The following is a 20,059-nucleotide window of genomic DNA, read 5'->3' on the forward strand; positions in this document are numbered from 1 at the left end:
GCGGGCGCAGTCGTCAGTCGGCGGCGCGGGCGGCCATCTGCGGGCTGACCCGGACGGCGCCCTTGAAGTTGCGGAAGTAGACGCTCTGGATCTGGACGTTCGTCCCGGTGTGCGGCGCCACGATCATCTTGCCGTCGCCGATGTAGAGCGCGATGTGCGAGATGTAGCCCGGCGCGGTCGGGTCGTTCGCCCAGATGAGCAGGTCGCCCGGCTGCGCCTGGCTGAACGGGATCACCCAGCCGGTGCGGGCCTGGTCGGCGGCCACCCGCGGCATGTGGATGCCGGCCTTGGCGAACGCGTAGAGCAGCAGGCCCGAGCAGTCGTAGCCGCCCTCGGACTCCGACTCGCCGCCCCAGACGTAAGGCCAGCCGATCCGGGACGCGGCGGCGCGGATCACCGTCTGCACCTGGTTCGCGGTCATGACCTTGCCCGGCACGCCGGAGTTGCCGCCGGCCGACGGGTAGTCGATCTTCGGGTCGACCTCGACCGCCTTGAGGCCCTTCGGCAGCACCTTGCGGACGGCCTTGAGCAGCTTGCCGCTGTCCACCTTCGGCGCGCTGACGAGCATCGCGTTGCCGGACGGGAGCCCGAGCGCCATCGCGGTCTGGTGCGAGACCACCGCGTCCACGTCGCCGATGCCCATCGTGGCGTACGCGCCGACGCGCAGCTGGGTCTGGTGGTCCTTGCCGCCCGCCGGGACGCGGCTGCCGAGCGCGACGCCGCCGTCGTTGCCCATCGTGAACGAGATCGCGACGTCGCCGCCGGCGATGTTGCGCCACAGCGGGTCGGACTTGGCGGTCGGCTCGGGCGTGTAGTTGCGGAAGGTGGACGGGTTGACGCCCATCAGCCCGACCCGCTTGCCCGCGATCATCGCCTGGACGGCGTCCACGGTCTCTACGCCCTGCACGCCCTTCAGCTTGCGGATCTTGTCCAGGACGTCCGCGGGGAGCGTGGTGGCGCCCGCGACCATCACCTGCGGTTCGAGTCGCCTGCCGGCCGGCTGGACGGACTGCGGCGTGATCGCCGAGTCGCTGGACGCGGCGACGAACCCCCCGGTCATCGTCTGGGGAGCGTGGTGGCGCGTACGCCCGTCGTAGGCCACCACCACGGCCGTGTTCACGGCCAGGGTGGTCACGACCGAAACGCCGATGATCGTCGGTAGAACCCGGCGGTTCGGCTTGCGCACGGCATCGCTCCCTCTGTCGTTCGGCGGGACCCGCTCGGGTCGGCATCGAGCCATCCGGCATCGACTATGGCGCAGATTCGCGACCAGAGTCCAGATACCCGGCGTCTCCGGCGACACCCTGCCCATAGGGGCCGCATTGGGTCAGTCCCGTCTCCGCTACCAAGTGGTAACACCAACCACAGAAGAGATCAAGGTCACCCCGTGACAAAAATGGACTCCCGGTCCAATTACTCCTGTAGTTCGCGGGCCAGGGCGGCGGGGGTCGTGACCGGCAGGCGGCACACGAAACCCTTGCACACGTAGGCGGTCGGCGCGCCGTCGACCAGCGGGCGGCTCGCCAGCAGCGGGACGTCCTCGACGCCCGGTTCGCCGATGCTGACGACCGCCCCGGCCGACGTCGCCATGAGCGCGGCGCGGTGCAGCTCGTGCGTGCGCGGGTCGTCCGGCGGTCCGAGGATCCCGATCTCCAGCGGACCCGCCAGGTTCGCCTCGGCGACCGCCAGGCCCCACCCGGCGAACCGCGCCGCGCCCCGCTCGGCCAGCACCGCCGCGGGAGCGAGCGCGCCCGCGGCGGACTCGCGCGCCCACGAGGACGCGGTCAGCGCCGCATACGAGAGCAGCGCCCCCGCCGCGGCGAACTGCCCGGACGGCGTCGCGTTGTCGGTCGGGTCCTTGGGACGCCGGAACAGCCGCTCGGCATCGTCGGCGGTGTCGTAGAAACCGTCCTGGCCGTCCGAGAAGCGCTCCTGAACCGTCTCCAGAAGTTCACCCGCCAGCCGCAGGTGCGCCGGGTCGCCCGTGACGCCGTGTAGCGCGAGTAGCCCTTCGGCCACATTTCCATAGTCGTCCAGCACGCCGGTATTGGCTCCGGCGACACCGTCCCGGGACGTGCGCGTCAAGCGTCCATCGCGCAGATGGACGGTCAGCAGCAGCCGGACCGCGTCCTCCGCCGCCGCCACCAGGTCCGGGCGCTCGAACAGCGCGCCGCACTCGGCCAGCGCCGCCACGGCCAGCCCGTTCCACGACGCCACGACCTTGTCGTCCCGCGCTGGCGGCACCCGCTGCTCCCGCGCCGCGAGCAGCGCCGCGCGGACACGCTCGTACCGCGTGCGGTCGTCCGGGTCGTCGAGCAACTGCAGGACGGACGTCCCGTGCTCGAACGTCCCGGTCACGTCGAACAGCTCCACGGCGAACGCCGCGTCGTCCGGGCCGAGCACCTCTTCGAGCTGCTCGGGCGTCCAGACGTAGTAGCGGCCCTCTTCGCCCTCGCTGTCGGCGTCCAGCGCCGAGGCGAACCCGCCCTCCGCCGTCCGCAGGTCGTGGACCATCCAGTCGCACGTCTCCAACGCGATCCGCCGCGCGAACGGACTCCCGGTAATACGCCACCAATGCGCGTAGACCCGCGCCAGCAAAGCGTTGTCGTACAGCATCTTCTCGAAATGCGGAACGACCCAATGCGCGTCGACCGAATACCGCGCGAACCCGCCGCCGAGCTGGTCGTACATCCCGCCCCGCGCCATGGCCTCCATCGTGTGCGCGGCCATGGCGAGCGCGCGGTCGTCCTTCGTCCGGACGTGATGCCGAAGCAGGAACTCCAGCACCATCGACGGCGGAAACTTCGGCGCACCCCCGAACCCGCCGCGCGCCGCGTCGTAGTTCTCCGCCAACGACTCGACCGCGTCGATCAGCAGCTCCTCACCAGGAGCCAGCCCCCCGGCCAAAGCGGCACCGGTCGGCGTCAGCGCATCAACGACATGCCGCCCCTGCTCCTCGACGTCGTCCCGCTGCTCCGTCCACGCCTTCTGGACGGCCCGCAGCAGCGCCTGAAACCGCGGCCGCGGAAAGTACGTCCCGCAGTAGAACGGCGCGCCGTCCGGCGTCATGAACACCGTCATAGGCCAGCCGCCCTGCCCGGTCATCGCCTGCGTGGCCTCCATATAGACCGCGTCGATGTCCGGCCGCTCCTCGCGGTCCACCTTCACGTTGACGAACATCTCGTTCATCAACGCCGCCGTCTCGCCGTCCTCAAACGACTCATGCGCCATCACATGACACCAGGAAGATCAGCGAAGCTACCAATGGCAGGACGCGTACCCCACTGATAGCAGTATGGGTACGTCCCGCCTCTTCGCTTCGCTGATCGCCTCCTCTCCCCACTCCCACCAGTCCACGGGATTGGTGGCGTGTTGCAGCAGGTACGGAGACGTCGCCTGCGCTAGCCGGTTCATGCGGCCAGCCTCTCACACGCGCGATCAGGCACGGACAGCGACCGAGCGAGAACGGACTGTCAGTGACTTCTGCTGCACTGGCGGCATGAGACGCCTCCACCTCATCGCCTACGCCCGGATCAGCGACCTCTCCGGCAAGCGGGGCACCGAACGCGCGGAGTTCGGTGTTCAGTCCCAGCACGCCCTGATCGAGCGCATCGTCCAGCCCGAGGGCGGATCGATCGTCCACCGCTACACCGACAACGACCGGTCGGCGAGCCGTGACGCCCCCAGGCCGGGCTTCGATGCGCTCCTGCTCGCCCTCTATCGGGACAGGACGGACGACGGGCGCTCCGTGGACGGAGTGGCGTGCACGGACGAGGACCGCCTCTTCAAGACACCGGCACAACTTGAGCGCTTCCTCTGCGCCTTCCGTTCGCGCCCCGGGCGGCTGCTCGCTGTCGAGGAGGGGCGCGTGGACCTCGACTCAGCCGGGGGTTATGCCCTGGCCGCAGAGGGCGTCGCCGTGTCCGTCTGCGAGAACATCAGGCGGAAGGCCGCACGCGACGCTGGCACAGGGCCCAGGCTGAGAGGGGAGCCGCCCATACGGGCGGACGCTTGTTCGGCTACCAGCGCTCCCCCGGCGTCCCGGGAACGATCCTCATCGTCCCGGAGGAGGCCGCAGTCATTCGACGAGCGGTCGCCGCCTGCATCGCGGGCGAATCGTGGGCCGAGATAACCCGGATCTTCGTCCGGTCGGGTCTCCCCACCCGGCGCGGCGGCCCCTGGAGGGCTCAGACCATCAAGCAGATCGTGTCCAGTCCACGCAACGCCGGGCTTCGCATGCTGGACGGCGATCTCGTCCGGAACGACGACGGCCTCGTCCTCGGCGCATGGCCGGCCATCATCGAACCGTCTCGAAATCAGCCGACCAGTTCGTTCGATCGACGGACAACCGAAACACTCATCGCGACCCTGGGTGATTATTCGGACACGTTGCGCCCCCGACGTCTGGAGGGAATGATGCTGCCATGGCCAAGGTCCTCGAACGCCCGGTGGTGGTGGAGACGAACGACGCCGATGTGGACATCGATGAGATCTACGCCGAGCTCTGCGAGCGGCATCCGCGGGCGCGGATCCAGATCGTCGGCGGCCGGATCCAGGTAGGTCCGATGCCCACCTGGCTCCACGAGAAGATCATTTCACGGCTGCTCAAAGCCCTGATGGCGGTGGTATGCGCGAACGACTGGGAGTTCTCGTCCACCATCGCCGTGTACCTCGGGCCGCAGCGTGACAGGTACCGGCCCGACCTGACGGTCGCCCCGCCGGACGCTCCGCTCTGGGGGAAGGACCATCTCCACGGCGACGGCGTGGTGCTCGCGGTCGAAGTGGTGTCCGCGAGCAGCACCGGCGACGACCACAAGGTCAAGCCGGCCGGTTACGCGGCGGGCGGTGTCCCGATCGTCGTGATCATCGACAGCTTCGAGCAGAGTCTGACGTTGCTGTCGCACCCGCTTCCCGAGAAGGAGAAGTATCGGGACGTCCACGTGATCCCGCTCGGCGAGAAGGTGACGCTGCCCGCGCCGTGGAACCTCGCCCTCGACACCGCTGGCCTGGTTCCTGAGCAGTAGGGGTGGCTAGCCGAGGTCGGTGAGGGCGGATTCGATGGCTCGGTGGAAGGTGGGGTAGGCGTAGATCATGGTCTTCAGGGTGGCGGTGGGGACTCTGGCGTGGACGGCGGTGAGGAGGAGGCCGAGGATCTCGCCGCCGTAGGGGCCGGCGGTGGTGGCGCCTACGAGGATGCCGCGGTCGGCGTCCTCGATGAGCTTGATGTAGCCCTCGTTGCCCGGGGAGCCGTGGATCCAGCCCCGGGACGAGTCGGGGATCCGAGTCGTGCCGGTGCGGATGTTGAGGCCCTGGTCGCGGGCCTGGGCCTCGGTGAGGCCGACGGCGCCGATCTCCGGGTCGGTGAAGGTGACGCGCGGGACGGCGTGGTAGGAGGCCCAGGGGCCGTCCTCGCCGAGGATGGAGCGGGTCGCGATGGCCGCCTGGTACATGGACATGTGGGTGAAGGCGCCCTTGCCGGTGATGTCGCCGATGGCCCAAAGGCCGTCGGTGACGCGGAGGCGGTCGTCCACGGGGAGGGCGCGGGCCGTGTCGTCCACGCCGTAGTGGTCGAGGCCGAGGTCGCGGATGTTGGGACGGCGGCCGGCGGCGACGAGCAGGCGTTCGGCGGTCAGGTCGCCGTCGGGAAGGGACAGGGTGAAGGACGAGCCGTCGTGGGAGGCGGCCGAGACCTTCGCGCCCGTCCGGACGGTGATGCCCTGGTCGGTGAAGACCCGCTCGATGAGGTCGGACGTCTCGGGTTCGTCCTGGGCGAGGAGGCGGTCGGCCACTTCGACGATGGTGACCTCGGTGCCGAAGCGGGCGAAGATCTGGGCCAGCTCGGCGCCGACCACGCCGCCGCCCAGCACCAGGAGCGAGGCGGGGGCTTCAGTCACTTGGACGATGTCGCGGTTCGTCCAGTAGGGGAGGTCGGCGAGGCCGTCGATGGGGGGCGCGGTCGGGCTTGTGCCGGTGTTGAGGAGGATGCCGCGGGTCGCCCGGAAGGTCTGGTCGTCCACGGTGACCTCGCCGCGGGCGGTGATGCGGCCGCGGCCCTTGACGACGCGGACGCCCTTGTCCTGGAGGCGGTCCACGGCGACCTGGTCGTTCCAGTGGTCGGTGGCGTCGGTCGCGATGCGCTCGGCGACGGGCGTCCAGTCGGGCGCGACCGTGGTGGTCCCGGCGCGTCCGGACGTGCGGCGGGACTCGGCGAGCAGGTCGGACGCGCGCGCCATCATCTTGGTCGGGACGCAGGCGTAGTACGGGCACTCGCCGCCGACCAGGCGCGACTCGACGGCCACGACCGACAGGCCCGCCTCCGCGAGGCGGCCGGCGGCGTCCTCGCCTCCGGGGCCGGTGCCGATCACGACGATGTCCACCGATTCGCTCATGCGGCCATCCTGCCCTACGGCATCCGGGTCAACCGGGAGCGCGGTAGATCTTGATCCAGTCGACGTACATGGTCACCCACTGCGGCGTGGAGCGGGTGCGGCAGAAGCCCGGCCCGCGGTCGCAGACCTGGTCGTTCTGGAGCGCCAGGCCCATCTGCGAGCGCTCCGGGGTGAGGTCGCCCTGGTAGTCCCAGACCTTCTGGCCGTCGAGCCAGAACGTGAGTCGGTGCGGCAGCCAGTCGAGCGCGAAGACGTGCCACTGCGTGAAGTCGGCCTTCAGGACGTTGTGCTTCTGCGTGTCGTTCGGCCCGTAGTGGATGTACTGGTCGCTGCTCTGCTTGGTGGGGTCGATCATCTCGGCGAAGTCGATCTCGGCCTTCTCGGGGTCGCCGAACACCTTCGGCCACAGCAGCGCGACCGCCGAGTACCCGGCGCCCTTGGACGCGCGCATCCGCACCTCCCAGCGGCCGTGCGTCTGCGTGAGCCGGGACGCGATGCCGCCCGAGAGGTCCTTGCCGCCGTAGATCCCGCCGGTGAGCTGCAGCGTGCCCGCGTCCTCCTTCGTCGCGGCGGCGGTGCGCGGGTTCACCCGGTCGTTCGGGCTGTCGTAGACGATCCATTTGGACGCGTCGACCGACGTCCCGTCGAAGCCGTCCTCGACGACCGGCCGTCCCCAGAAGGCGGGCGTGGGCGGGTCGGTCGTCTGCACGGGACGCGGGATCGGGGAGCCGGTGGGCGTCGGGGCCGAGGCGGCGACCTGCCCGGACGACGGGACGCCGCCACCGCCCGGCGCGGACGGCGGCTCCGCGCGATCCGGGCCCGGCCCGGAGCCGGAGCAGCCGGCGGCGAGCGTCGCCATCAGCAACGCCGACACCCCGATCCGGGCAGACGCCCGGCTCCGGACGCACGCCCCGACCCGGGTGGACGCGGAGATCCCCATCCCCACATCAGAACCCCGCTCGGGCCGCCCGTCACCAGAAATGCCGATTGTTGCCGCGGCCTTGCAATCGCCCGCCGCGCGGCGTTCAATCCGCCCCTTTCACCCCGATTGCCCGGCGGGACGGCAGCGGGATGCGGTCCAGGTCGTGGACGAGCGTGATCTCGCCGTCGAAGACCCGTGCGGCCTGCTCGGTGAAGCGCGGCTCGTCGGACGGCCGGTACCGCTCGGAGAAGTGGGTCAGGACGAGCCGTCCCACACCCGCCTGCTTAGCGACCTCCGCCGCCTGCCCGGCCGTGAGGTGGCCGTAGTCGGCGGCGAGCGCGGCCTCCTCGTCCAGGAACGTGGACTCGATCACCAGCATGTCCACACCGTCGGCGAGCTCGAACACGCCGTCGCAGAGCCGGGTGTCCATGATGAACGCGACCTTCTGGCCGGGCCGGACGACCGAGCACTCCGCGAGCGTGACCGTGCGGCCGTCCGCCGTGCGGACCTCGCCGTCCTCCTGGAGGCGGCGGACGAGCGGCCCGCGCACGCCCAGCTCGGCGAGCCGCGCGGGGAGCATCGTCACGCCGTCCGGTTCGGCGAGCCGGTACCCGTACGCCTCGACCGGGTGGGACAGGCGCCACGCGGTCAGCGTGAACGGGTCGCCGGTCGCGAGCGTCGCGGACTCCCCCGCGACGGGCAGCTCGACGATCACGTCGCTCTCCCGGTGCGGGGTGGCGTGCCGCAGCCGATCCCAGTACACCGCGCCGCTCGCAGGGAACACCGCGCGCACCGGGTGGGCCACGCCGTCCCGCGCGATCCGCTGGACCATGCCGGGCACGCCGAGGCAGTGGTCGCCGTGGAAGTGCGTGACGCACATCCAGGTGACGTCGTTGGCGGCCAGCCCCGACATGATCATCTGCCGCTGGGTGCCCTCCCCGGGGTCGAACAGCACGCCCTGCCCGTCCCAGCGGAGCAGGTAGCCGTTGTGGTTGCGGTGCTTGGTGGGGACGGCGCTGGCGGAGCCGAGGACGACCAGTTCGCGAACGGACACCCGACCATGATGCCGGTGATCGACCGAAATAAGCGCTTGGTTATCCTGGGCACGTCGTCCGTCCGGGAGCAGGAACGTTCGCAGGGAGGCCGCCGTGGCGAGCAAGCGCGAGAAGATCAGGATGTCGGACGAGGAGGTCGCGGCCTTCCTCGGCGGCAGCTACAAGGTGCAGGTCGCGACCGTGGGCAAGGACGGCGAGCCGCACCTGGTCACGATGTTCTACGCGCTGCTCGACGGGAGGATCGCGTTCACCACCTACCACTCGTCGCAGAAGGTGCTGAACCTGCGCCGGAACCCGGTCATGACCTGCCTGGTCGAGGACGGCGTCCAGTACGGCGAGCTGCGCGGCGTCGCGCTCTACGGGCGCGGCCTGGTGATCGAGGACCGCGAGCCGCTGCTCAAGGTCGGCGCGGTCGTCGGCTCCCGGATGGCCGGGCTGCCCGTGCCCGAGATCGGCGAGCCGGTCGACCCGGAGTTCGCCGCCGGGCTGGAGCAGGCGCTCGCCAAGCGCGTCCTGATCGTCATGGAACCCGACCGCGTCGTCAGCTGGGACCACTCCAAGGCCTAGCCCCGCGCGGCAAGGCGAGGCCCACGCGACAAGGCGGGGCCCGCGCGGACCCGCGCGCGACCCGTCAGAAGGGGCGCTCGGCCTCCGCGTGCGAGGAGTCGCCGAGGTCGAGCTCGCCCCGCGGCGCCGGGACCCGCATGTCCTCCGCCGTGACCAGGCCGTGCTCGGCCTCGGCGCGCTCGCGGCGGGCGCGGTGGTAGGCGCGGACGTCCCAGAGGGCCAGCGCGGCGATGACCAGCGTGGTCGCGAGGCCGAGGACGAGCGGGGTGAACCGGTCGGCGACCAGGCCGCACGCGCCAAGCGCGAGGATCGTGACGACGCGCGCGGTGGTGAAGTGGCCGAACACCACGCGCTTGAACAGCGCGTGCCCGGCCACGAACAGCACCGGGCCGCCGAGCGCCACCGCGACCATCCCGCCGGACACGTGCCCGGTCGGATGCGCGATCACCATCTCGTCCGCGACCGCGCCGACGATGATCCCGGCGACCATCGGGATGTGCATGAAGGTGTAGGCCGAGCGGCCGAGCCGCCCGGGGTCGTCGGACGCGGCGATCCGCTCGGCGGCGACGTCGGCGGTGTGGTCGAAGTAGATCCACCACAGCGCGACGCTGCCCACGAACGCCGACGCGAACGCCGCCACGTGCGCCGCGTCCACCGGCAGGCCGCTGATCGTCGCGCCGGTGACCAGCACCGACTCGCCCAGCGCGATGATCACGAAGAGCTGGCAGCGCTCGGCCATGTGCGCGCCGTCGATCGTCCAGTCCCGGGTGGACGAGCGGCCGAGGCCCGGCACGTAGAACCCGGCCCACGGGGCGGACTGCTCGACCGCGATCGCGGCCACCCACAGCAGCGCCCGCTCGCCCGGGGCGTCCACCAGGGCGCCGATCACCCACAGCGCGGACGCGACCGACAGCCACGTCAGGACGCGCTGGAAGTTGCGGCCCAGCTCGTGCCGCCGGGTGACCCACGCCACGAACAGGGTGCGGCCGACCTGGATCACCGCGTACGTCGCCGCGAACCAGATCCCGCGCGAGCCGAACGCGCCGGGCAGCGTCGCCGCCATCAGCAGCCCGGCGATCATCACCACGACCAGCATGATCCGGACGGCCGGGTGGTCAGGGTCGAACCAGTTGGTCGTCCAGCAGGTGTACATCCACGACCACCAGACGGCCATCAGCAGGATCAGCGTCTCGCCGGCGCCGCGCCAGGACAGGTGCTGGAGCAGGCCGTGCGAGAGCTGGGTGACCGCGAAGACGAAGACCAGGTCGAAGAACAGCTCGAAGAAGGTGACCTTGCCGCCCTGGTCCCCGTCCCTGGTCCGCAGGGCGGGGATCGCGGCCGCCACGCCCGCCGGGCGCGCCTGGGGGGTGGGCGCGTTCATCGGGGCGGGGCGGTCAGCCGTCGGAGTCGGACGAGGCGGCCGCCTTGTCCTTGTCGGCGGTGTCGCCGCTGCCACCGGCCTTCGCGGCTTCGGCGCGCTCCCACTCCTGCTGCTTCAGGTCGGCCTCCTTGGGCGCCTGGATCTTCTTCATCTGCTTGTTCATCGAGCGGACGAGGAAGAACAGCACCACGCCGAGGGCCAGGAACACCCCGAAGCCGAGGAAGCCCGGGCTCACGGTGTCGTTGTTCAGCGGCAGGTTGTTGTCCGCGAGGACGGTGGTGGCGAGCGCTGGGCTGGCGAGGGCTGTGGTGGCGAGGGCGAGCATCAAACAGACACCTTCTCCCGGATACCGGCGAACAGGTCGTCCTCCGGCAACTCGGTGTCGACCAGGGACCTTGCCAAATGGTAGTCCTCGGTCGGCCAAGCCTCGCGCTGGACGTCCAGTGGCACCGCGAACCAGAAGCCGTTCGGGTCGATCTGGGTGGCGTGCGCGAGCAGCGCCTTGTCCCGGGTCTCGAAGTACTCGCCGCACGGGACGCGGGTCGTGACCTCCCACTGCTCCGGGCGCTCGGCGGCCCGCTTGCGCCAGTCGCCGTACGGGGACTCCAGGCCGGCGGCCTTCATCGCCTCGTCCAGCGCCTCGATCCGGCCGTGGTTGAAGGTCATGTGGTAGTAGAGCTTGAGCGGCTGCCAGGGCTCGCCGCCGACGCCCGGGTAGCGGTCCGGGTCGCCCGCCGCCTCGAACGCCTCGACCGACACCTCGTGCGTCTTGACGTGGTCGGGGTGCGGGTAGCCGCCGTTCTCGTCGTAGGTGAGGATCACGTGCGGGCGGAACTCGCGGACGGCCTTCACCAGCGGCTCGGCGGCCTTCTCCAGCGGCTCCAGCGCGAAGCAGCCCTCGGGCAGCGGCGGCAGCGGGTCGCCCTCGGGGAAGCCGGAGTCGACGAAGCCGAGCCAGCGCTGCTCGACGCCGAGGATCTCGCGCGCCCGCGCCATCTCCTCGTTGCGGACCCGGCCGATGTCCTCCTTGACCTCCGGGCGGTCCATCGCGGGGTTCAGGATGTCCCCGCGCTCCCCGCCGGTGCAGGTGACGACCAGGACCTCGACACCGTCGGCGACGTAGCGGGCCATGGTGGCCGCGCCCTTGCTCGACTCGTCGTCCGGGTGGGCGTGCACCGCCATCAGCCGCAGCCGGGGCTGGCCGGGGCCGGTGTTCGCGGACGGGCCGGTGGTGAGCTCGGACACCTTGGGTCTCTCCCTCGTGGCACGGTTCGACGGGACCCGGTGCGGAGCATCCCCCGGGACCGAAGAGAATTGTTCCTGACAACACCGCCGCCCCGCACGGAGATTCCCCGCCATGAGCGCCAGCGTCCCAGCAGACTCCGCGCCCGAGCCGTCCGTCCCGGACGCCGCTCCGGCGCCGGAGGCGTCCGCGCAGGTCATGGACGAACCGTCCGCGCAGGCCGCGGGTCCGTCCGTGCCCTCCGTGGACGGCTCGTCCGTGCCCACCGCGGACGCGACGTCCGCGCAGGCCGCGGACGAGGAGTCGTACTCGCCGTTCCGGCGGCGGCCCGACCGGCCGCGGCTGGGCTGGCTGGGCTGGGTCGTGATCGGCGTCCCGACCGCGGTGCTGGCCGGGGGCTGGGCGATCATCATGGCGCATGTGGGGCAGACTCCGGGAATCTCCATGGAGACCCGGACCGTTGACCTCCACGACAACGCCGCGGTCGTGACCTACGCCGTCGGCAAGCCCGAGGACGAGCAGGTGCGGTGCGTGGTGGACGCCTACGACGAGAAGCTGAGCGTGCTCGCGCAGCGTGAGATCACCGTTCCGAAGGGGACGGCGAAGGTGACCGCCCGGGAGACGCTGGCCACACCGAGGAAGGCGACCGGCGGGCGCATCCGCGACTGCCACCGGGTCTGACCGGGGAAAACACCCCAACAGGTCGGACATACCCGGATTAAAAGGACCTGGCGAAGCCGAAACCCCCGCGGCAGATTGCGGGGGCCCGCATCAGGGAACCTTTACCGCACACACCGGATAGGCTAGAGGTTTAACCCGGCCGCACTTCATGTCGATGTGTCGCTGTCCCAGCCGGGAGAGCGAGATCGCAACATGTGGATGAGGAGTACCCGTGACCGAGACCCGCGCTGACAACGTCACCTGGCTGACCCAGGAGGCGTACGACCGGCTCAAGGCTGAGCTGGACCACCTGTCGGGCCCGGGCCGCATCGAGATCGCGCAGAAGATCGAGGCGGCGCGGGAGGAGGGGGACCTGCGCGAGAACGGCGGCTACCACGCGGCCAAGGAGGAGCAGGGCAAGATCGAGGGCCGCATCCTCCAGCTCCAGAGCATCCTGGAGAACGCCCGCGTCGGCGAGGCGCCCCGCTCCGCCGGTGTGGTCGGCCCCGGCATGACCGTCACCATCGCCTTCGAGGGCGACGACGAGGAGGTCACCTTCCTGCTCGCGTCCCGCGAGGAGAGCGGCGTGCCGATCGACGTGTACTCCCCGAAGAGCCCGCTCGGCTCGGCGATCAACGGCAAGAAGGTCGGCGACAAGGCCAGCTACACCCTGCCCAACGGCCGCGGCATGACCGTCGAGATCCTCGACGCCACCCCGTACGGCGCCTGATCTGCACGCCTGATCCCTGCGGCTGAGCCCCACGGACGACCGCGGCGCCCCGTCCCATCCCGGGTCGGGGCGTCGCGCATTACCGGGCGGACGGTCAGCCCGACCGGGTCTCCTCGGCGACCTCTTCGCGGAACTCGCCGGAGACTCGGTCGTCGGGGAGGCGGTCCAGCATCAGGTAGAGCTCGTCGCCGACCCGTCCGGAGTCGACGGAGCGGAGCAGGGCGAGGGCCCGGCGGCCGGTCGCGACGGCGGCGTCCACCTGGCCCATCTGGATCTGGGCGGTCGCCACGACGGTGAGGGCGAGGGCGTGGTCCCGCGGGTACTCGCCGCGGTCGAGGTCGACCCAGTGGGCGAGGTTCCTCGGGACCTCGGCGGGCTGCCCGAGCTCCAGCATGGCCAGGTTCGGCTCGATCGTGGTCGAGGGGCGCTGCATCCAGTAGATCCAGGCCGGGTCGTCCTCGGGGTCGCGGCGCTCCCAGTGGGCCTCGGCCCGCGCGAGCGCCCGCCCGGCGAGGACGCGGTCGCCGAGCTTGGCGTACGCGCGCACCTGCCAGGTGTCGAGCATCGCCAGGACGGTCCGGCTGAGCCGTCCGCGCGAGCCCCGGGACGCCTCCAGCAGCTCGACCGCCGCCGCGCCGTCGCCCGCGTAGAAGCGCTGCATGGCCATGTTGGACAGGATGTAGACGCCGCCGTCGACGTCCCGGGCCTCCTTGGCGGCGCGGAGCCCAGCGTGCCAGTAGCGCTCGGCCGCGGCCGGGCGGCCCGCGTCGAAGGCGCCCCATCCGGCCTGCCGGCACAGCCCGCCGGCGACCTTGAACAGCCGCCGCTCGACGTCGAGCGTGTAGGAGCTGCCGGTCAGCAGTCCGGTGACCAGCTCCAGGTCGTTCACCGCGAGCCGGGCGGTGATCTCGCCGCCGACCAGGTCGTCCAGCGTCCACAGGTCGGCCAGGCGCTTCTCTATCGCCGAGACGAGCTCGTGGTCGGTGCGCCCGCCGCGCAGGGACCGCGCGACCTTCTCCTGCGGGACGAGCCGCCACGGCTCCGTCCAGCCCGCGGCGATCACGCCGATCGCGGCGCCGGAGAGGGTGAGGAAGCCGCGCCGGTCGGTGAGCGCCGAGACCGTCCCGGCCAGGGTCGACCGGGCGTGCTCGGCGGACCAGGCGGCCGAGACGGGCGAGTCGTCGGCGTAGAGCAGCCACTCCGGCCAGGGGTGCGCGTCCACGAGCCGGGGCGGGACGCCCAGCGCCTCGGCGAGGGCGCGCTGCGCGGAGGGCTCCGGCCGGACGCCGCGCCGCTCCCAGCGGTTGACCTTCTGCTTCCAGGTGGCCATGTTCCGGCCCTGGGCGACGACCGACGCGACGTGCGCCTGCGTCCACCCCCGCTGCTCCCGGACATAGGTCAGCGGATGCGCGACAAGGCCCGGCTGAGTCATGGGCGGCTCCCTGTGTGACCGCGGAGGCTACCCGAGGCTACTCCCGCGGCATTGCCCGGCACCGGCGGTCGCGCTTTTCTTGCTGGGAGCACCGACCCGTGAGTGATCCGCCCCCGCCGCGCGCCCGAGGATCCAGGCAATGGCCACCATGACGATCAACGCGAGGCACGTCCTGCTGTCGATGGACTACCCGGCCGTGCCGTCCGCGGTCGGCATCGCCCGCAAGTCCGCCGAGCACGTCCTCGCCTCGCACGGTTTCGCGACATCGCTGGCCGAGGACGTCGGCCTGGTGGTGTGCGAGCTGGTGACCAACGCGGTGAAGGCCGCGGGCGTGGCCACCGTCGGCCTCGTCCTCGCCGAGGACGCGCCCGGCGAGGTGACCGTGGAGGTCTGGGACTCCTCCTACGAGGAGCCGCACCTGCGATCCCCCTCGCTGGAGGACCCGGGCGGCCGCGGGCTGGTGATCGTCGCGGCTCTGGCGCACCACTACGGGGTCCGGCGCGAGGCGGACGGCAAGACCGTGTTCGCCGTCCTGCGGTCCTAGGGGTGAGCGGTGTGCGGGACGCGGGCGGGCGGCCGGAGCGGGATGCGGTACCGAAGGCGCGCCGCGAGCCTGATCCGCCGCCGGCGGGACGCGGGGCGGATCCGGTCGCGCAGGGACGACGCGGGACGGATCCGGTCGTGGAAGGGCTGCGCAGGGCGGATCCGGTCGTGGAAGGGCGGCGCGAGGCGGAGCCGGTCGCGGAGATCGGCGAGCTGCTGGGGCCGCTGCCGGGCGACCGCGTCCTGGAGGTCGGGACCGGGTCGGGCCGGACGGCCTGCCTGCTCGCCGAGCTCGTCGGCCCGCACGGACGCGTCGTCTCCCTGGAGGCGGACGCCGGGACCGCGGGCGCCGCGACCGAGCGGATCGCCGGACGCGGGTTCCCGAACGTCCGCGTGGTCCGGCAGGACGCGCTGAGCTTCGAGGCGGCGGAACCGTTCGACCGGCTGCACGTCCGGGTCGGGATGGCGGGGATCCCGTGGAACCTGCTCGCCGCGCTGCGTCCGGGCGGGCTCGCGGTCGTGCCGTGGTGCCCCGCCTGGGGACCGGGCCACCGCCTCACGCTGATCCGGCTCGGCCGGGAGGCCGTGGGACGGATCGACACCACGCCGGGCATCCCGCCGCCGCAGGGTCCGCGTCCGGATCCGCCCGCGCGCGCCAGGACGGACGTCCGGCGCTACGCGACCAGGATCAACCCGCTGACGGTCGGGCACGCGCCCGGCTCCCGCACGTACGGCGGCGGCGTGGTCATCGCGGCGATGGCCCCCGGCGTCCACCACGATCTGTCCGGGGAAGGCGCCGGACGCGCGACGCTCCGGCTCCACGAGACCGGATCCGGCGCGCCCGTACCGCCCTCCTGGGCGACGGTCGCCTTCGAGCCGGACGCCGATGACTACGAGGTGACCGTCTCCGGCAAGCGCGACCTCTGGGAAGAGGTCACCAGCGCGTGGATGTACTGGAACTCCCTCGGACGGCCCGAACGCGGCCGGTTCGGCATGACGGTCTCGCGCGACGGCCAGGAGATCTGGCTCGACAAGCCGTCCCACATCATCGCCTGACCTTCTTCGTGTGGGACCAGGCACACGAGTGGGTGGGGCCGGCCCTACTCGTGGCCCGCTTCGCGCGGTTCGCCGCCCGCTGAGGTGCAAAGTGGGAGCTCCAAGCCATAACGTCCGTTCCGGCACCGCGCCGCGGCGGCGTCGTGAAGCGAGAAGGAACGGTCATGCGTCCAGTGGTGTCGTGGGTTCGGGAAGCCTGCGCCGGGTCGGCCCGCGCGGGAGCCGTGGCGGCCCTCGGACTACCCGTTCCGATCTTGTGGGCGGGGATCGCGGCGGGCATCTGGTTCCTCGGGAACCCGTGGGCGTGGACGGCTCCGATCGTCCTCACCCTCGTCGCGACGCTGCTCACCTCGCGCGGGCTGTGCGCGATGTTCCGGAAACTCGTCGCGCAGTGGACGGGGACCGTGATCCCCGGCGGGCACTGGGAGGCCCGGCCGGTGACGCGGATGTCCACCGGCTACTGGTGGAACGGCTACTCCTACTCGCGCTCGAACAAGGAGGCAGCCGAGGACCAGCGGCTGCGCATCCTCTGGCACGATCCGGCGACCTGGCGCGACCTGCGCTTCGTCCCGATTGCGGCGCTCGCCGGGCTCGTCGCGGCGGTCCCGTTCGCCGGGTTCGTCACCGCGGTGGTCGGATTCGGGGTGGTGTCGCCCCTGCTCGGGGTCGCCGGGCTGGTCGTGGCGGTCGGCAGCGCGCCTTACGCGTGGCGCGCGACGCCGCCGCTGACCGTCCGGTTCCTGCGTCCGTCCCGCGCGATGCTGCTCGCGGGCCGGGTGGACGAGCTGACCGCCCAGCGCGCGGACACGACAGTCGCGCAGGCCGCCGAGATCCGCCGGATCGAGCGGGACCTGCACGACGGCGCGCAGGCGCGGCTGGTCTCGCTCGGCCTGGCGCTCGCGACCGCCGAGAAGCTCATGGAGACCAATCCGGAGGCGGCGAAGGCGCTGATGCGGGAGGCGCGGGCGGGCGCGGCATCGTCGCTGACCGAGATCCGCGACCTGGTCCGCGGCATCAACCCGCCGGTGCTGACCGAGCGCGGGCTCGTCGACGCCGTCCGCGCGCTCGCCCTGGACACGCCGCTCGACGTGACCGTCAGCGCGGACGCGCTGCCCCGGCTGGACGCGCCGATCGAGTCCGCCGTGTACTTCGGCGTCGCCGAGCTGCTCACCAACGCCGTCAAGCACGCCCGCGCGCACGAGGCGCGGGTCTCGATCGTCCTGGACGGCGCGGTCCTGGTCGTCGAGGTCGAGGACGATGGGCGCGGCGGCGCCGATCCGGGACCCGGCGGAGGTCTGGACGGCCTGCGGCGCCGGCTCGCCGTCTTCGACGGGAGCCTGGAGGTCACCAGTCCCGAGGGCGGCCCGACCCGCGCGAGAATGGCGGTGCCATGCGGATCCTGATCGCCGAAGACCTGTACCTGCTACGGGACGGGATGGTGCGGCTCGTCGAGGCGTTCGGCCACCAGGTCGTCGCCACCGCGTCCACCGGTCCCGAAACGCTCGACGCGCTGCTGCGCTGGCGTCCGGACGTGTCGATCGTGGACGTCCGGATGCCGCCGAGCCAGTCCGACGAGGGCCTGCGCGCCGCGCTCGCGGCCCGCCGCGAGGCGCCCGGCCTGCCGATCCTGATCCTCTCCCAGCACGTCGACCAGCTCTACGCGCGCGAGCTGCTCGCGGACGGCGCGGGCGGCATCGGCTACTTCCTCAAGGAGAGCGTCTTCGACGCCGACCAGTTCGTGGACGCGCTGGAGCGCGTCGCGGCGGGCGGCACGGCCATGGACCCGGCCGTCATCGCCAAGCTGCTGTCCACCGGGCCGTCCCGCAACCGCCTGGACGAGCTGACCGAGCGCGAGCGCGAGGTGCTGGCGCTGATGGCCGAGGGCCTGTCGAACCAGGCCATCGGGAAGCGGCTGTTCCTGAGCGAGAGCGCCATCGGCAAGTACACGACGTCGATGTTCGGCAAGCTCGGCATCACCGACAGCGAGAGCGACAACCGCCGGGTGCTCGCCGTCCTCGCCTACCTCAACTCCCCCGGGTAGACCCGTCCCCCGGGTAGGCCCGCAGGTCAGGACTCGCGGCCGGGGGCCCGGACAGGTCAGGACTCGCGGCCGGCGGCGCGGACGAGCGGCAGCGTCCGGGCCGGGATCTGGTTGGCGAGGGAGATGACGGACGCGGCGCGCTCCACGCCCTCGGTCGCGACGATCAGGTCGATGACGCGCTGGAGGTCGGCGTTGGAGCGGGCCACGACGCGGCAGAGCATGTCGCCGGGGCTGGTGATCGTGTGCGCCTCGATGACCTCCGGGATGCCCGCCAGGCCCGCCGCGACCGGGTCGTGGCCGCCCGCCTGCCGGAGCTGGAGGGTCACGAAGGCCGTCACGGTGTAGCCGAGCGCGGCGGGGTCGATCTCGGGGCCGAAACCGCGGATGACTCCCGTCCGGGCCATCCGGTCCAGGCGCGCCTGGACGGTGCCGCGCGCGACGCCGAGGCGCCGGGACGCCTCCAGCACGCCGACCCGCGGCTCGGCGGTGAACAGCTCGATGATGCGGCCGTCCAGGGCGTCGATCATCTCGGGCCTCGTCAGGTTGCTCGGTTTGCCGGGTCGCGGCGCTGATCCGCTGTACAGGTTGCACAGTGATCCGATCCACTCTTGCGCATTCTGTGGTGGCTGTCGAGATTGGCGCTATGGACGAGTTTCCGGTCAAGGGCATGGACGCGGTCGTGTTCGCCGTCGGCAACGCGAAGCAGGCCGCGCACTACTACTCCACCGCGTTCGGGATGCGCCGGGTCGCCTATCGGGGGCCGGAAACGGGGTATCCGGACGAAGCCGTGCACGTCCTGGAGTCGGGTTCGGCCCGGTTCGTCTTCCGCGGGCCGGTGCGCGCCGGGACCGGGATCGGACGGCACATCGCCGAGCACGGGGACGGCGTCGTCGACCTGGCCATCGAGGTCCCGGACGTCGAGCACGCCTACCGGCACGCCGTCGCGAAGGGCGCGCGCGGGATCGAGGAGCCGCACGTCCTGGAGGACGAGCACGGCAAGGTGACCATCGCGTCGATCGCGACGTACGGCGAGACGCGGCACTCGCTGGTCGACCGGTCCAACTACCACGGGCCGTACCTGCCGGGCTTCGAGGCGGCCGAGCCGTTCGTCGCGCCGCCCGGGAAGCGGTACTTCCAGGCGATCGACCACTGCGTCGGCAACGTCGAGCGCATGGATGAATGGGCTGACTTCTACCACCGCGTCATGGGCTTCACCGACATGGCCGAGTTCGTCGGGGACGACATCGCGACCGAGTACTCCGCGCTGATGTCGAAGGTCGTCGCGGACGGGACGCGCAAGGTCAAGTTCCCGCTGAACGAGCCCGCCGAGAGCCGCCGCAAGTCCCAGATCGAGGAGTACCTGGAGTTCTACGGCGGCCCGGGCGTGCAGCACATCGCGCTCGCGACCGGCGACATCCTCGCCTCGGTGGACGCGATGAAGGCCGCCGGCCTGGAGTTCCTGGAGACGCCGGACTCCTACTACGAGGACCCCGAGCTGCGCGAGCGCATCGGCACCGTCCGCGTGCCGGTGGAGGAGCTGCAGAAGCGCAAGATCCTCGTCGACCGGGACGAGGACGGCTACCTGCTGCAGATCTTCACCAAGCCCGTCCAGGACCGTCCGACGGTGTTCTTCGAGCTCATCGAGCGGCACGGGTCGCTCGGCTTCGGCAAGGGCAACTTCAAGGCGCTGTTCGAGGCCATCGAGCGCGAGCAGGAGCGCCGGGGCAACCTGTGAGGACCGTCCTCTGAGCGCGGCGCGCCACACCTCCCGGCGCGCCGAGCCCGCGGTGGGGCGTCCGCGTCGGGCCGACGTCCACCATCCCGTCCCGTTCGGGCGGGCGGCCCACCGCGACCCGCCGGTCCCGCGTCCCGCCGACCCTCGTCCCCGGCGGGCCGCGGGGCCGGACGGCGAACCCGGACCCCGAGGAGCGGTCGTCGGGGGCGGACGGCTGGAGCGGACCGTTCCCGCAGGTGATCGCTTTCCGCCCGGCCGCGCCGGACGGACCGCAACCGGGCCCGGAACGGCCGCCCGGACAGGTT

At 71.8% G+C, this 20,059-nt stretch carries 19 protein-coding genes and 2 pseudogenes; 11 read left to right on the forward strand and 10 right to left on the reverse strand.

The window, feature by feature from the left end; all coding sequences use genetic code 11:
- Positions 1 to 13: 13 nt before the first annotated feature.
- Complete coding sequence (locus tag FHU30_RS10310; protein WP_253874442.1) at positions 14 to 1,186, reverse strand: C40 family peptidase; 1,173 nt, start codon at positions 1,184 to 1,186, stop codon at positions 14 to 16.
- 227 nt (positions 1,187 to 1,413) lie between these two features.
- Positions 1,414 to 3,414: pseudogene (locus tag FHU30_RS10315) on the reverse strand (thioredoxin domain-containing protein).
- Positions 3,415 to 3,499: 85 nt separating this feature from the next.
- Here FHU30_RS10315 and FHU30_RS10320 point away from each other — a divergent pair.
- The 3 genes and pseudogenes from FHU30_RS10320 to FHU30_RS10325 all read left to right on the forward strand — a co-directional run bounded on the left by FHU30_RS10320 (position 3,500) and on the right by FHU30_RS10325 (position 5,024).
- On the forward strand, positions 3,500 to 4,132 hold the full coding sequence (locus FHU30_RS10320) for a recombinase family protein (protein ID WP_253874444.1): 633 nt from the start codon (positions 3,500 to 3,502) through the stop codon (positions 4,130 to 4,132).
- Positions 4,105 to 4,245, forward strand: a pseudogene (locus FHU30_RS47615) (recombinase family protein); the annotation flags it as partial. The gene FHU30_RS10320 and the pseudogene FHU30_RS47615, both read left to right, overlap by 28 nt.
- A 179-nt stretch (positions 4,246 to 4,424) precedes the next feature.
- A complete protein-coding gene (locus FHU30_RS10325) occupies positions 4,425 to 5,024 on the forward strand; it encodes a Uma2 family endonuclease (RefSeq protein WP_253874445.1) in 600 nt (199 codons plus the stop codon).
- A 6-nt stretch (positions 5,025 to 5,030) separates the two neighbouring features.
- Here FHU30_RS10325 and FHU30_RS10330 read toward each other — a convergent pair whose 3' ends face one another.
- From FHU30_RS10330 to FHU30_RS10340, 3 genes are all read right to left on the reverse strand, one after another.
- Positions 5,031 to 6,389: a dihydrolipoyl dehydrogenase family protein gene (locus FHU30_RS10330; protein ID WP_253874446.1), complete on the reverse strand. Its 1,359-nt coding sequence runs from the start codon at positions 6,387 to 6,389 to the stop codon at positions 5,031 to 5,033.
- 28 nt (positions 6,390 to 6,417) lie between these two features.
- Positions 6,418 to 7,329 carry a glycoside hydrolase family 16 protein gene (locus FHU30_RS10335; RefSeq protein WP_253874447.1) on the reverse strand — a complete coding sequence of 304 codons (912 nt, stop codon included), beginning with the start codon at positions 7,327 to 7,329 and terminating at the stop codon, positions 6,418 to 6,420.
- 85 nt (positions 7,330 to 7,414) lie between these two features.
- A complete protein-coding gene (locus FHU30_RS10340; protein ID WP_253874448.1) occupies positions 7,415 to 8,365 on the reverse strand; it encodes a ribonuclease Z in 951 nt (316 codons plus the stop codon).
- 94 nt (positions 8,366 to 8,459) lie between these two features.
- Between FHU30_RS10340 and FHU30_RS10345 the strand changes: the two genes are divergently transcribed.
- Positions 8,460 to 8,933: a pyridoxamine 5'-phosphate oxidase family protein gene (locus FHU30_RS10345; protein WP_253874449.1), complete on the forward strand. Its 474-nt coding sequence runs from the start codon at positions 8,460 to 8,462 to the stop codon at positions 8,931 to 8,933.
- 64 nt (positions 8,934 to 8,997) lie between these two features.
- On the opposite strand, the gene FHU30_RS10350 is transcribed toward FHU30_RS10345, so the two are convergent.
- From FHU30_RS10350 to mca, 3 genes are read right to left on the reverse strand one after another with little or no spacing between them, the layout of a single operon-like run.
- Positions 8,998 to 10,314 (reverse strand): low temperature requirement protein A, encoded by a 1,317-nt coding sequence (locus FHU30_RS10350; RefSeq protein WP_253874450.1) that lies wholly within the window; start codon positions 10,312 to 10,314, stop codon positions 8,998 to 9,000.
- 13 nt (positions 10,315 to 10,327) lie between these two features.
- Positions 10,328 to 10,639 (reverse strand): BAR domain-containing protein, encoded by a 312-nt coding sequence (locus tag FHU30_RS10355; RefSeq protein ID WP_253874451.1) that lies wholly within the window; start codon positions 10,637 to 10,639, stop codon positions 10,328 to 10,330.
- Positions 10,639 to 11,496: a mycothiol conjugate amidase Mca gene (gene mca / locus FHU30_RS10360; RefSeq protein WP_253875292.1), complete on the reverse strand. Its 858-nt coding sequence runs from the start codon at positions 11,494 to 11,496 to the stop codon at positions 10,639 to 10,641. Before mca ends, FHU30_RS10355 begins: the two co-directional genes overlap by 1 nt.
- A gap of 175 nt (positions 11,497 to 11,671) precedes the next feature.
- Here mca and FHU30_RS10365 point away from each other — a divergent pair, with 175 nt between their 5' ends.
- Positions 11,672 to 12,238 carry a DUF4307 domain-containing protein gene (locus FHU30_RS10365; protein ID WP_253874452.1) on the forward strand — a complete coding sequence of 189 codons (567 nt, stop codon included), beginning with the start codon at positions 11,672 to 11,674 and terminating at the stop codon, positions 12,236 to 12,238.
- A gap of 211 nt (positions 12,239 to 12,449) precedes the next feature.
- Positions 12,450 to 12,947, forward strand: a complete 498-nt coding sequence (gene greA, locus FHU30_RS10370; RefSeq protein ID WP_253874453.1) for a transcription elongation factor GreA — start codon at positions 12,450 to 12,452, stop codon at positions 12,945 to 12,947.
- A gap of 94 nt (positions 12,948 to 13,041) precedes the next feature.
- Here greA and FHU30_RS10375 read toward each other — a convergent pair whose 3' ends face one another.
- Positions 13,042 to 14,379, reverse strand: coding sequence for a helix-turn-helix domain-containing protein (locus FHU30_RS10375; RefSeq protein WP_253874455.1), 1,338 nt, complete (start codon positions 14,377 to 14,379; stop codon positions 13,042 to 13,044).
- Positions 14,380 to 14,518: 139 nt separating this feature from the next.
- On the opposite strand from FHU30_RS10375, the gene FHU30_RS10380 reads away from it, so the two are divergent.
- The 4 genes from FHU30_RS10380 (at position 14,519) to FHU30_RS10395 (ending at position 18,019) form a co-directional block, all read left to right on the forward strand.
- Positions 14,519 to 14,923 (forward strand): ATP-binding protein, encoded by a 405-nt coding sequence (locus tag FHU30_RS10380; RefSeq protein ID WP_253874457.1) that lies wholly within the window; start codon positions 14,519 to 14,521, stop codon positions 14,921 to 14,923.
- 2 nt (positions 14,924 to 14,925) lie between these two features.
- Entirely contained in the window at positions 14,926 to 15,978 is a 1,053-nt protein-coding gene (locus FHU30_RS10385; protein ID WP_253874459.1) for a protein-L-isoaspartate O-methyltransferase family protein, read from the forward strand.
- Positions 15,979 to 16,142: 164 nt separating this feature from the next.
- Entirely contained in the window at positions 16,143 to 17,381 is a 1,239-nt protein-coding gene (locus FHU30_RS10390; protein WP_253874461.1) for a sensor histidine kinase, read from the forward strand.
- Positions 17,369 to 18,019, forward strand: a complete 651-nt coding sequence (locus FHU30_RS10395; protein WP_253874463.1) for a response regulator transcription factor — start codon at positions 17,369 to 17,371, stop codon at positions 18,017 to 18,019. Before FHU30_RS10390 ends, FHU30_RS10395 begins: the two co-directional genes overlap by 13 nt.
- A 56-nt stretch (positions 18,020 to 18,075) precedes the next feature.
- On the opposite strand, the gene FHU30_RS10400 is transcribed toward FHU30_RS10395, so the two are convergent.
- Positions 18,076 to 18,546, reverse strand: coding sequence for an Lrp/AsnC family transcriptional regulator (locus FHU30_RS10400; protein WP_253874465.1), 471 nt, complete (start codon positions 18,544 to 18,546; stop codon positions 18,076 to 18,078).
- A gap of 116 nt (positions 18,547 to 18,662) precedes the next feature.
- Between FHU30_RS10400 and hppD the strand changes: the two genes are divergently transcribed.
- A complete protein-coding gene (hppD, locus tag FHU30_RS10405) occupies positions 18,663 to 19,754 on the forward strand; it encodes a 4-hydroxyphenylpyruvate dioxygenase (RefSeq protein ID WP_253874467.1) in 1,092 nt (363 codons plus the stop codon).
- Positions 19,755 to 20,059: the final 305 nt, after the last annotated feature.

The organism is Actinomadura rupiterrae, assembly GCF_024172125.1.
GTDB lineage: Bacteria > Actinomycetota > Actinomycetes > Streptosporangiales > Streptosporangiaceae > Spirillospora > Spirillospora rupiterrae.

Bases quoted from the DNA above. Each gene is read 5' to 3' on its own strand.
- FHU30_RS10365 (WP_253874452.1), top strand. From the start codon at position 11,672: ATGAGCGCCAGCGTCCCAGCAGACTCCGCGCCCGAGCCGTCCGTCCCG.
- FHU30_RS10390 (WP_253874461.1), top strand. From the start codon at position 16,143: ATGCGTCCAGTGGTGTCGTGGGTTCGGGAAGCCTGCGCCGGGTCGGCC.
- FHU30_RS10355 (WP_253874451.1), bottom strand. From the start codon at position 10,639: ATGCTCGCCCTCGCCACCACAGCCCTCGCCAGCCCAGCGCTCGCCACC.
- FHU30_RS10320 (WP_253874444.1), top strand. From the start codon at position 3,500: ATGAGACGCCTCCACCTCATCGCCTACGCCCGGATCAGCGACCTCTCC.
- FHU30_RS10350 (WP_253874450.1), bottom strand. From the start codon at position 10,314: ATGAACGCGCCCACCCCCCAGGCGCGCCCGGCGGGCGTGGCGGCCGCG.
- FHU30_RS10335 (WP_253874447.1), bottom strand. From the start codon at position 7,329: ATGGGGATCTCCGCGTCCACCCGGGTCGGGGCGTGCGTCCGGAGCCGG.
- FHU30_RS10395 (WP_253874463.1), top strand. From the start codon at position 17,369: ATGCGGATCCTGATCGCCGAAGACCTGTACCTGCTACGGGACGGGATG.
- mca (WP_253875292.1), bottom strand. From the start codon at position 11,496: ATGGCGGTGCACGCCCACCCGGACGACGAGTCGAGCAAGGGCGCGGCC.
- FHU30_RS10375 (WP_253874455.1), bottom strand. From the start codon at position 14,379: ATGACTCAGCCGGGCCTTGTCGCGCATCCGCTGACCTATGTCCGGGAG.
- hppD (WP_253874467.1), top strand. From the start codon at position 18,663: ATGGACGAGTTTCCGGTCAAGGGCATGGACGCGGTCGTGTTCGCCGTC.
- FHU30_RS10380 (WP_253874457.1), top strand. From the start codon at position 14,519: ATGGCCACCATGACGATCAACGCGAGGCACGTCCTGCTGTCGATGGAC.
- FHU30_RS10325 (WP_253874445.1), top strand. From the start codon at position 4,425: ATGGCCAAGGTCCTCGAACGCCCGGTGGTGGTGGAGACGAACGACGCC.
- FHU30_RS10330 (WP_253874446.1), bottom strand. From the start codon at position 6,389: ATGAGCGAATCGGTGGACATCGTCGTGATCGGCACCGGCCCCGGAGGC.
- FHU30_RS10400 (WP_253874465.1), bottom strand. From the start codon at position 18,546: ATGATCGACGCCCTGGACGGCCGCATCATCGAGCTGTTCACCGCCGAG.